This is a genomic window from Mesorhizobium sp. P3_A9 (assembly GCF_056402975.1).
In genome coordinates, this window is record NZ_JBFUGJ010000594.1 from 1 (window position 1) to 2,156 (window position 2,156).

Annotated in this window: 4 protein-coding genes; 1 reads left to right on the forward strand and 3 read right to left on the reverse strand. The window is 58.5% G+C overall.

The annotated features are described in order from the left end of the window. A partial coding sequence (locus AC1DX0_RS34985) for a DUF922 domain-containing protein (RefSeq protein ID WP_477358978.1) occupies positions 1–207 on the forward strand: 207 nt, incomplete at its 5' end. Positions 208–451: 244 nt separating this feature from the next. Here AC1DX0_RS34985 and AC1DX0_RS34990 read toward each other — a convergent pair. The 3 genes from AC1DX0_RS34990 to AC1DX0_RS35000 all read right to left on the reverse strand — a co-directional run bounded on the left by AC1DX0_RS34990 (position 452) and on the right by AC1DX0_RS35000 (position 1,971). Next, positions 452–871 (reverse strand): hypothetical protein, encoded by a 420-nt coding sequence (locus AC1DX0_RS34990; protein ID WP_477358981.1) that lies wholly within the window; start codon positions 869–871, stop codon positions 452–454. 4 nt (positions 872–875) lie between these two features. Continuing rightward, on the reverse strand, positions 876–1,091 hold the full coding sequence (locus AC1DX0_RS34995) for a hypothetical protein (protein WP_477219785.1): 216 nt from the start codon (positions 1,089–1,091) through the stop codon (positions 876–878). A 601-nt stretch (positions 1,092–1,692) separates the two neighbouring features. Continuing rightward, positions 1,693–1,971 carry a hypothetical protein gene (locus AC1DX0_RS35000; RefSeq protein WP_477219556.1) on the reverse strand — a complete coding sequence of 93 codons (279 nt, stop codon included), beginning with the start codon at positions 1,969–1,971 and terminating at the stop codon, positions 1,693–1,695. Between the last annotated feature and the right edge of the window lie 185 nt (positions 1,972–2,156).

Sequence of the window (2,156 nt, forward strand, 5' to 3'; positions counted from 1 at the left end):
GTCCACGAGAATGGGCACGTAAAACTCTACAAATCGACGGCGGAGGATCTCGACAGAAGTCTCGGGGCACTCTCCCGGCCATGCGGTATCTTCCTACGCGATGCCGCTGCGGTGACCCAAGATGGTTACAAGAGAATGCAGAAGGCCAATGACGATTATGATGCCGAGACCGACCATGGCGTCAAACAGGGCGGGACCCTGTTTTGATTGCCGTCACCCGGTTTTCTTGGGCGGCTCGCGCTGGCAGTCCTTGCCAATTTGCCCTCGTGATGGAACCTCCCGCTGAACCGTGCCCGTCGTTGTATGATCACGTGGATTGCGGGCCAAAGTGGGAACGTTTTCGGCCACTCGAAGTTGATCTCGGTCGAGTGTCTTAATTCAATTACTGGTAACGGAGAGGGCCCGTCTCGGTTGACGCCGAGGCGGGCTTTTCGTCGGCTCTGGCCAACGGTCATGCTGCTTCGGCGATGAATGCGGTGGCAGCGCAACCGCCGAGCACTGCTTGCGCGATGTCAGTCTCATGGTCATCGACATGCGCCGTCACCAAGACGATCCGCTCGGCAACGGTGTGACGATCCAGCTTTGGGGTAGCGGCGATGGTTGCGCCGACCAACCCGCCAGCACCGCCGCCGCAGACCGCGCAGATCAGTGCTGGTGCCGATAGTCCGCCGTAAACGATCATGGCGCTCAGGCAGGCCAACACCGCACCGACTGCACCAAGGATGACACGCGGAGACATAAGAACTCCGACCTCGTCCTGGTAGGGCCCGATAACCGCAATCTGAACGCGAGGAACACCGACCGCCACCAGCGCTCCAGCAACCCGGGCAGCTTCGGCATGGGACTCAAAAAGCTTGCTGATTGTTGGCATAGTCTCAGGGCGTCTTCTTGTCGAGCAACGTGTCGGTAACGAAGGACGCGGCGATCAAATCGTCGCCATCGATACTGCCCCGTCCATCCTCCATCATGACAGCGACCTTTTGGAAGGTCTTCATTTCGCTCATCGTAATCCGAGCCTGCTGCATTCTGGCCTTGAGGTCCGCTACGCGCGTCCCCAAAGCATCGGATCTTGTGGCCTCACTGTTAGGCATGGTGACGTTCATCCAGTTCCGCTTCCTCGTTGATCGTCCTCGCGCCCAGCCAATCGAACAGGGCCGCAGCGCAAACGTTCCCTGGCTGGACTTCAGTCCGGTATGGCGCAGGACTTTGGTCTGGCCGCGAAATGCAATGGTCTTACACATGATGTTGCTCGGAACAGCCGCCATTCGTAGCCGTTGTTCGCTGCACGTTCAGGAGGAAGCTGATGGAGAAGAGTGTTGACCAAGCGCGCTGGTTGCTCGCGCTGATCTTCGCGGTGGCCATCACTTTCATGGCGATTGGAATTGCCGTTGGCTGACCATCCGCGAGGTCAAGCAGGATGATTTGCAGATTGGCGCAGCTACGTCCCTTCCTGCGCTGATAGGGTTCGCTCGCCGCGCCCGTGTGGCGAGCGAACCCTCAAATTTCAGCAACCCAGCAGCCTGTGTTCAAGCCAGTGAGGCGAAATTCCGCGAGCTTTTCGGAGGGCTGAATGGCGTCGTATTCACACGATAGTTCGTGATGATGCCTTTGTATTGGCACGCCGGATCACCAGCCACATTTCAGACCATTTGCCGGCAGGCCCGGCTGCAAAGAGCCGGGCCTCGGCGTCGATCAGTAATCGTTGTTTTCGATCACCACATGGCGGTGATGATGCTTGGAAACGGAGCCTGTCACGATGACGGCATCCGGACGATGGTGCCGGCGGCCATGGTCGTAGAACGCAACGGTACCATGGTGACGATGATGCAGGCGCTGGCCGTCCTCGTTGATGACCTTGACGTTGCTGTGGTGACGATGGTGGGTCTTGATGATGACGTCGGCTTCGGCCGCCGAAGCGATAGCCGGCACTCCGATGGAAAGCGCCAAAGCGCACATGATCATTGTTTTCATTGTAATTTCTCCATTATCTTGATGAGCCCTTCGTTGGATACAACTGCGGCTGGTCGCTTTGGTTCCGGGTTCCCAAGGCAGCAGGAAGACAATGGCGGGCGGTCGCGTGCCCAAGGCTGAGAGGGAGCCGCCGCTCGCTCAGGGTACTTGCAAGAACGATGTATCCCGACGCATCGGTCGTGCGC